This window comes from Pseudoselenomonas ruminantium (assembly GCF_900104055.1).
Classification (GTDB): Bacteria; Bacillota; Negativicutes; order Selenomonadales; family Selenomonadaceae; genus Selenomonas_A; species Selenomonas_A ruminantium_C.
Genome location: NZ_FNJQ01000034.1, coordinates 24260 through 33244 on the forward strand (window position 1 = coordinate 24260; position 8985 = coordinate 33244).

7 protein-coding genes are annotated in these 8985 nt (G+C 54.1%); 3 read left to right on the forward strand and 4 right to left on the reverse strand.

Features of this window, described 5'->3' with window-relative positions:
* Window positions 1-101: 101 nt before the first annotated feature.
* The gene (locus BLQ59_RS12770) at window positions 102-413 is read left to right on the forward strand and encodes a hypothetical protein (RefSeq protein ID WP_074573242.1); all 312 of its coding nucleotides are present in this window, start codon (window positions 102-104) and stop codon (window positions 411-413) included.
* Window positions 414-469: 56 nt separating this feature from the next.
* Here the strand turns inward: BLQ59_RS12770 and BLQ59_RS12775 are convergent, their stop codons facing one another.
* The 4 genes from BLQ59_RS12775 to BLQ59_RS12790 form a co-directional block, all read right to left on the reverse strand.
* Entirely contained in the window at window positions 470-1642 is a 1173-nt protein-coding gene (locus BLQ59_RS12775; protein WP_074573243.1) for a glycoside hydrolase family 3 protein, read from the reverse strand.
* Window positions 1643-1646: 4 nt separating this feature from the next.
* Window positions 1647-2747 (reverse strand): molybdopterin-guanine dinucleotide biosynthesis protein B, encoded by a 1101-nt coding sequence (mobB, locus tag BLQ59_RS12780; protein ID WP_074573244.1) that lies wholly within the window; start codon window positions 2745-2747, stop codon window positions 1647-1649.
* Between the two features lie 97 nt (window positions 2748-2844).
* Window positions 2845-4404, reverse strand: a complete 1560-nt coding sequence (locus tag BLQ59_RS12785; protein ID WP_256324680.1) for a methyl-accepting chemotaxis protein — start codon at window positions 4402-4404, stop codon at window positions 2845-2847.
* Window positions 4405-4934: 530 nt separating this feature from the next.
* Window positions 4935-6395: a glucose-6-phosphate isomerase gene (locus tag BLQ59_RS12790; RefSeq protein WP_074573245.1), complete on the reverse strand. Its 1461-nt coding sequence runs from the start codon at window positions 6393-6395 to the stop codon at window positions 4935-4937.
* 407 nt (window positions 6396-6802) lie between these two features.
* On the opposite strand from BLQ59_RS12790, the gene BLQ59_RS12795 reads away from it, so the two are divergent.
* Window positions 6803-7987: an iron-containing alcohol dehydrogenase gene (locus BLQ59_RS12795; RefSeq protein WP_074573246.1), complete on the forward strand. Its 1185-nt coding sequence runs from the start codon at window positions 6803-6805 to the stop codon at window positions 7985-7987.
* A 49-nt stretch (window positions 7988-8036) separates the two neighbouring features.
* Window positions 8037-8657, forward strand: a complete 621-nt coding sequence (locus tag BLQ59_RS12800) for a flavin reductase (protein ID WP_074573247.1) — start codon at window positions 8037-8039, stop codon at window positions 8655-8657.
* Window positions 8658-8985 lie beyond the last annotated feature (328 nt).

Here is an 8985-nt window from a genome sequence, read left to right on the forward strand (position 1 = left end):
CAATGTAAAGGAAGGCAATTTATTTCTTGAGGGATTGGCAGGATTTTTTCCCCATCGCAGCGAATTAGTGTAGCACATAGCGATTACGAGGAGGGACTTCCATGGATAAACAGATTGCTGTCTGGCTCCTGAAGCGGGGCTACGCTGACGATGTGGAACAGGGCGTGCGCTTTGCCGAAGCGCTGGCAAAAGATGAGATAACCGATGAGATGCTGGATACGCTGGGCCATAATATTGACGTATTCATGACCGTTGGCGGTCCCGTCACAGCCGAAAACCTGCTGCCCTTCATGCAGGAGAAATATCAGATGGCCGTGAAACTCATCAAATTCTGGTCAGAAAATCCCAAAGATACCAATGCGGTCTTCTTCTTCAACGAATGCCGCAAGAACGGTGTAGAAGTAAAAGAATAGCCACATACACGAAAGGCGTTGTTACATAGCCTCCATGTAACAACGCCTTTATATTTTTACTTTTGCGGCTGCAGGCCATGCAGGAGCTTCGCCTTGATCACTCGTCTTACCGACTCATCCAGACGTGCCTCACTGATAGTCCCGGCCTTGACGGCATCATAGATGCCCATATATGCCTGCTCAGCATGTTCATACTCATGGCAAACGAGCACGATATCGGCACCAGCCATGATGGCAGCGGCTCCGGCCTGACGAAAATCCTGATGGTTGGCAATCGCGCCCATCTCCAGATCATCGGTGATGACCAGTCCCTGATAGCCCAGTTCCTCCCGCAGTAGTCCCGTGATGATCTTGGGAGACATGCTGGCAGGATGGTTGGCATCAAAGGCAGGATATTTCAGATGCCCCACCATGACCATGTAGTCGAAGTTCCGGCCTTTGTCGATACTATCAATCACGTCCCGGAATGGCAGCAAATCCACAGAGCGCAGTTCTTTTTCACTGGCTTCAATGTCAGAAATCTCCGTGTGGGAGTCCACCTTGCCACGGCCGATGCCAGGAAAATGCTTCAACGCGCAAATTACATTGCCTTCCTTATATCCCTCTAAAGCTGCTTTGACAAATTTTCCCGTTTCCTGAGGATCATCGCTATAAGAACGGCCATTGCCGGAACCCACATCGGCTACAGGAGCGAAATTGACATTGACACCGATATCTTTCAGCTTAGCGGCAATCTCAACCGCCTGTGCACGGGCGAGGGCTGGCTCTCCCTTCCTGCCAATATCTTCCTGGGACGGCGGTGGCGTGATAAAGCTGCTGCCCCGCACTACCTTGCCGCCTTCTTCATCAATCGCCACAAACAAGGGCAGCTTTTCATCCGCGTTTTTCTGCAGGTCATCCACCAGCTTTTTCGTCTGATCAGCAGATTGCAGATTGCGGTCAAACAGTATCACACCGCCATAATGGAACTGATGCAGCACATACTTCGCATCATCTGTGATTTCCGCCCCTTGAACACCAAACATCAGCAGCTGGCCAACTTTCTCTGTCGTAGACATTGCCGCCACCAGTGCATCCACCTGTTCATCAAGCGTCAACTGCTTTTCTTCACCAGACCTATCCTGTTCATCTCTGCCAGCCTGATCAGAGTTTTTACAACCAGCCAGCAGCAAAACTGCCAATAGCATTACACTCAGGAGCAGACTGCTCCATCTTATATTTTTTTTCATTCTCTCACCCTATATCCATAACATGGTCCCGACAAAGGAATATGATCAATTCCGCCGCTCCATCTAAATCATCCAGGTCATACTGACGCAGGGAAATGGCTTCCGGCTCGCCGCTGCTGAACAAGGCCACCGTCTCCTCATCTACGATGACCTCCCCCAGCCCCCGCCAGAGGGAAAGCTTCGGCATGACGCCGTGGCTCCGGCTCTCGATCAGCACGAGGTCCACGTTCTCCAGCATCCCTGCCACCGTGGCCAGGTCCTTGCGCTGCGCAGTCTTCTGCTGGATGAAATAGCCTTCGGGAGACACAACCGCCACACCTGTGGCGCCAGCCTCCTTGAAGCGCCAGCTGTCCTTTCCTTCTTCGTCCACCGTGTAGCCGTGGCAGTCGCCCTTCACCACGCCCACCCGCAGGCCTTTCTCCCGCAAGCGGGGAATCAGCCGCTCAATGAAGGTGGTCTTGCCCGTATTGGACTGCGGCGCCGAAATGGTGACCAATGGCACCGCCCGATTCCGGTTGGCAAAGCGCCCCTGCACCAGACGGAAATCTGCCGGTGTATTCACATTGAAAAAGCCATCCCCAGCCGGCAGTTCCACAAAGCGATGCGGGACCGAGGCAATGACCTGCCCCAGCTTATGCTCCCCATGGGCCAGTGCCGCCTCTACAAAGGGCAGGATATCCCGATGATAAAGCCCTGCCAAAGGCTGGCGCCGCCCTCCGGCTACGGGAATCACCGCCAGTTCCCCCTGCGCTTCCGCCAGCAGTGGCTGCAACAGACTAAAATCAAACAGCGGCATATCCGCCGATACGGCCAGCGCATATTCCGCCTGCAGCCGGGAAAGCCCCGCCCGCAAGCCTTCCAAAGGCCCTGCTGCCTCCCGCTCATCGACCAGCAGCTCCATGCCATAGCGCTGGGCCAGTTCCGCCAGCCGCGCATCAGCCATCCCGCCACACAGATACCGCTCGGCAAATGGCAGCTGCACCGTTTTCTGCAGCTGCCACTCCAGCAGACAGCTGTCACCCAGCTGCAGGAACCGCTTATCCGTTCCCATCCGCGAACTCTGTCCCCCGGCAATAACCATGATGCCCAAACGTTCAAAATCCATAAGTGCCATCCCTTCATCAATGTTCTCTGCTATCAGTATACCACAAAGAACGCCCGCAGCTACAAATATTGCAGCTGCGGGCGTTTTGCGGCAAATGTTATTTGGTCCGGAACTTGTTGACGCTTTCCTTCAGCGAATCGGAGAAGTTGGACAGCTCATTACTGGAAGCTGCACATTCCTCGGACACGGCACTGTTGTCGGTGACCACGCCCAGGATGTCCTGCGACAGCGCGCTGACCTCCTCCATCTTGCCCTGCTGGGTAAGACTCTGTTCTTTCATCTTGCGGAAGGCCTCATCCAACACCGCCGTATTCTGGGACGTCCCTGCCAGGGACTCTGCGGCCTTGTTTACGACTTCCGTACCTCTGTCGATGGCAGCCAAAGCGTTGGAAATCAGCTTCTGGATGTTCTGGGTGGAATCCGCCGACTGTTCGGCCAGCTTGCGGACGTTTTCTGCCACCACGGCAAAGCCGCGGCCAGCTTCGCCGGCGCGGGCCGCCTCAATCGAGGCATTCAGGGACAGCAATGCGGTCTGCCCCGTGATCTCGTCCAACGTTCCCAGGATGGACCGGATTTCCTTGGAGGCATCCTCGATTTCCTGCATGGCTGCTACCACATTATCCATCTGCTGGCGGCTCTCATCGATGCGGTCCTTGGTGACCTTGCGGGCATCGAGTGCCTCATCCACATAAGCTCCAACCCTGGCATTCTCGGCAATGGCCTCGCCGATCTTGTTCTGCAGGTCCTGCACGGTTTCGTTCTGGCTCATAGCCCCTTCTGCCAGACTCTGGGAAACCTTGGACACTTCGCCGGCACTCACGGCCACCATGTTGGCCATCTCGCCCATGCTCTGCATCTCCTGACACAGCGTCCTGCGGATATGGGCGATATTTTCCTGGATGGGAGCGTAATCGCCGATATATTTCATATCCGTCGTGCTGATCAGGTCGCCGCTGGCCATGGTATCGAGATTCTTCTCGATATCCTTGACATAGCCCAGGATTTCCTGCCGCATCTCATTCAGCAGCTTGTAGAGCGCACCAATCTCATCCGCGCGCGGATAGGTGAACTTCTGGGACATATGGCCGCGGGCCAGCTGGTTGACGCTGCCTTCCAATGCAGACAACGGCTGCACCACCCGTTCCTCGAAGGTCGCCGTCACCCGCTTGAGCACGAGATAAACCGCGGCGATGAACGCTGCCAGCAAGATATAAAGAATAACGGCCATCACATCCACCATGGTCTGGGCAGCATCCACCATGGCATTGGTCTTATCGAAATATTTCTCACTGACTTCCAACAGACGCTCCGGTTTCTTCGTCTGCTGATACTCCGCGATTGCAGGCTTTACCTCACCCTGCCAATATTTCTCCACTTCATCCCGCCGGTCCGGGAAACTGCCGATATTCATGCGGCTGCCCATCCCAGCGAGCAGCCCTTCGATCTTCGCCGTCGTCTTGCTGGCATCTGCACCGGCCAGCACCTGTTTCACGATGCGCTGGCTGCCGCCACGCACCACGCCAGCGTCATTGACGAGGGCCACGTAACTGGTGAACAGATAGAGGCTCACTCCCACGATGGCCACGACACCGACCACCATCATGAATACCTGCTGCAATAATTTCCTGATTACCCCGGCAATTGTCTCCTGATTCACTTGTACCACTTCCTTCTCTTTAAAATTTATCCAATGCGGCGTAAAACCCCGAGCTTTAGCTCTGGGGATATAAGCTGTGTCCTGCGAATTTACGTAAGTAATTGAAGCAGGACAACTGCTAACTTTTGTAGTATAATAGACTTAACCTAAAGAATACGAAAGAAAGGAGAAGCCCTGCTATGATAGAGACTGGACGAATCGAAAATCAAGGCCTACGGGCAACCAGCTCTTAGCAGGTTGAGGCCATGTATGCTGGCCTGCCGTAATTTAAAGACCTTACGGTTGCAAAGATAAAAAGCTTTCAGTATACAAATACCGTGGGACACACGGGAATTAACGCTTTTGGAGATTGTGTAAGACGAATTGGCTTAGGTCGATTCGCAACGGTCATTGAATTAAGAATCCCTTAGATTCATCCATGGGGAGTGTCAACCAAACATCTACTATCCCCAATTTATACCATTATAGCAAAAAAAAAATCACAGTGGTGTGACTTCTGTTACACTCACTGTGATTTTTCTTATTTTCACTTATTTCTGATTGGCTGCTTTTACTTCGGCCAGTTTCGGTCCCATAATGCGCTTATAGGATTCAACGCCCGGCTGGTTGAAAGCATCCACGTTGGAGAGTTCGCCTTCATAAGCGACAGACATAGCAAGCATGTAAAGGAGCTCGCCGAGGTGGTAAGCGTTGAGCTTCGGCAGCGTGAAGCAAGCATTGTAGCGCTTGTTGGAAGCCAGTGCATCAGCATTGGACTGACGGGCAACTTCCAGTGCCTGGCCCATGGTCACGCCAGAGATATCGGACAGCTTCTTAGCCTCGGGGAATACATCGGGAATCGTGAGATCCTTTTCCCAGTCAGCCAGACGGATGAACTGTACGACCTTGTTGAGCTTGCCTTCCTGATGCTGCTGCGTCTGGGAATGCATATCCGTCGTGCCGACAGCTACCAGCGGCGTACGGCCATAGCATACTTCCTTGCCGTCCTTGTTGAACTGCTTGCCCAGGGACTCAGCCAGGAGCTGGATGTACCACTCAGACACGGACTTCATGTAGTCACCATAGGGCATCATGACTTCGATGTCACGGCCATGCTTCTCGGAGGCAGCGAACTTCAGGGCTGCGTTGAGCATTGCCGGGTTCTGCCAGAGGTCATCGTTCTGGCAGGCCTTGTCCATATCGCGGGCACCCTTGAGGAAGGCTTCGATGTCAAAGCCTACGCAGGCAGCCAGCGTAAGACCTACTTCGCAGAAGATGGAGAAACGACCGCCCACCCCATCGGGTACAGCGTACTGCGGCCAGCCCTTTTCGATAGCCAGCTTCTTGAGGAGCGTCTGTTTTTCCATGTTCGGATCGGTTACAGCTACTACCTCAACATCGATGTCGCCGAGTTTCTGCAGGGCATCGTAGATGACCATGAAGTTGCTCATCGTATCGAGCGTACCGCCGGACTTGGAGATAACCAGCAGCAGCACTTTCAGGTTGCGCTTTTCATGGGATTTCGTGACCTTGGCGCTGTTTTCGAGGTAATGGATGATATCACCCGTACGGCGCGGATCGATGTTCTGGCCACTGAAGATGATCTTCGGGAAACCGTTGCGTTCTGCTTTCGGCAGTTCATTCCAGAACTCGCCGCAATGCACGTCGAAGATAACCTTGTCGCCCAGGAAGGAGCCGCCGATACCGAGAGAAACCACGAAGTCCACATTGTCCTTCACATGATCCGTCAGTTCCTGCAGATGCTTCAGGGAAGACGGGCTATTCAGATGACCTTCCTCAATGTAGGGCAGCTGGCTGAACAGAACCTTCTCCGGCTCGCCGTCTTTGGACAGATGCGCACGGATAAAGCCCTTCTCACGCATGACTTTCATGGCTTCATGTGCTTTCTTGAGGTCCTCTTCATAGGATTTCAGATCCGCTTCCGTAACCTTGCCTTCGCCGTAAAGGTTATCGTAATCAAACTCAAAACCAGATTGCAGCTTCAAACTCATTTCAGTAACACTCCTCTAATAGATTCATTCCATATTGTTATCATTACATACGGTTTAATTATAACGCAGTTGTTATGATTTTGCCATAGGCAAAATTACAAATTAGCGTTTCGACGTTTACGTCATAACGCAATTGTTCAAATTTTGCCATAGGCAAAATAATCATATTAGCGTTTCGACGTTTACGTCATAACGCAGTTGTTATGATTTTGCCATAGGTAAGAATTAAAATCTACACACTAAGCCCGGTGCGTGGTGATGTTTTCCGGAACGTTTGGCGGCGCAGCCGTCTCAGTGAAGGAAAATATTACCACGTACCGGGCGTCTTTTCACTTCGCTGTAGCAGGATTTTTCCTTTTTATATATAATACTCAATATGATAGCAAACAATCTATGGAGGTATAACCATGCAAGCATTCAACTTCAAAGTCCCCACCGAGATCGTCTTTGGCCGCGGCGCCGAAGACAACGTTGCCACCAAGCTCTCCGCCTATAACGCCCACCGCATCTTCATCGTCTACGGTGGCGGCAGCATTGTCAAAAGCGGCCTGCTCGGCAAGATCGAGAGCCAGCTGCAGGCAGCGGGCCTGTCCACGCAGGCCAAAGGGGGCGTCCAGCCCAATCCGCGCCTGTCCTGGGTGCGGGAAGCCGTCAAAGAAGCCATCGCCTTCAAGGCTGACTTCATCCTCGCCATCGGTGGTGGCAGCGTTATCGACTCGGCCAAGGCCACAGCTCACGGTACCGCCAACCCCGAGATTGACGTCTGGTCTTTCTGGAACGGCACGGTGAAACTCGATAAGAGCCTGCCTGTCGGTGCCGTGCTGACGCTCTCCGCCGCTGGCAGCGAGACCAGCGACTCCGCCGTCATCACCAACGAGGAAACTGGCAAGAAGGCCGGACTCAATACCCCCTTCAACCGCCCGGCAATCGCGTTCATGAATCCGGAGCTGACCTTCACCGTACCGAAGAAGCAGCTCGTCTGCGGCATCGCTGATATCCTCATGCACACGCTCGAACGCTACTTCACGAGTGTCAAGGAGGAAAACGCCCTGACCGACCGCATCGCCGAATCCCTGCTGACCACGGTCATCGATTGCTCGCACCGCGCCATCAAGGACCAAACGGACTACGATGCCATGAGCGAGATCATGTACGCCGGCACCATCTCCCACTGCGGCCTCACCGAACTAGGACGCTGCAAGGACTTCGCCTGCCACAAGCTCGGCCATGAACTCTCCGGCCGCTTCGACGTCACTCACGGCGCCAGTCTCACCGCCGTCTGGGGTTCCTGGGCAAGATTCGTCTATCAGGACGATATCCCGCGCTTTGCCCAGTTCGCCGAAAAGGTATGGGGCATCCACGAGGGTACCGAAGAAGAACGTGCCAAAGCCGGCATCGAGCGAACCGTCGCGTATTTCCAGGAAATCGATATGCCCACCAACTTCACCGAGCTCGGCATCGGCGTACAGGATGAAACCGTCCTCGCCGAGCTCGCCGACTCCTGCACTGCCGGTGGCACTAAAGTCGTAGCCAACTTCCACCCCATCGACAAAGCCACCGCCATCGCCATCTATAAACTAGCTAACCACTAATCCTGGACGATCTGACCGGCATCTTCTAATACGAAAGGAGGAAATCCCTGTGAATCCGAAAACCCTTTTCAACATCTCCTACGGCCTCTATGTCCTGACCACGAACCTCGACGGCAAGGACAACGGCTGCATCATCAACACCGTCACCCAGGTCGCCATGAACCCTGACCAGATTACCATCGCGGTCAACAAGGCCAACTACACCCGCGACCTCATTGCCGAGAGCCGGAAATTCACCGCCTCCATCATCAGCGAGGCCGCTGACTTCTCCCTCTTCAAGCACTTCGGCTTCCAGTCCGGCCGCAGCGTGGACAAATTCGCCGGCTTCGCCGACTGGAAGCGCGGAGCCAACGGCATCCCCATCATCACGGCCGGTACCAACGCCTATATCGCCGGTTGGGTGACACAGGAAATCGACTTAGGCTCCCATACCCTCTTCGTGGCCTCCGTCACCGATATGGATATCCTAAGCGATGCCCCCGCCTGCACCTACAACTACTACCAGCAGAACATCAAACCCAAGCCACAGCCAGCAGCCAAAGCCCCCGAGGGCAAACACGTCTACCGCTGCAAGATCTGCGGCTACGAATACATCGGCGACGAACTCCCCGCCGACTTCATCTGCCCCTTATGCAAACACCCAGCCTCAGATTTCGAACAAATCAGCTGATAAATTGCAGTTTATCGGGGAGTTCGTGGCAAAGGTATCCCGCTCATGCGCAGTCAGGGGTTCACGGGGGAGTGCTTTTTCTGGTTGCGCTAAACGACCCGCTCGGCAAGGTCAACATTCCTTAGTCTGAATGCGCCGGGCAGGCCAACGGCGCGTCTTTCAGCGTGCTTTCTAGTTACTACCTGCGTCGGGCCGGTCTTCGCTTACGCTCAGACTGTCGCTCCTACAGCAAAAGCACTCCCCCGTGAACCCAAGAAACGGAATTGACAATCAGCACGAACCGTTGCTCCCGTAACAAGAACATCGATGTAATTGCGGCTTCCAGCCG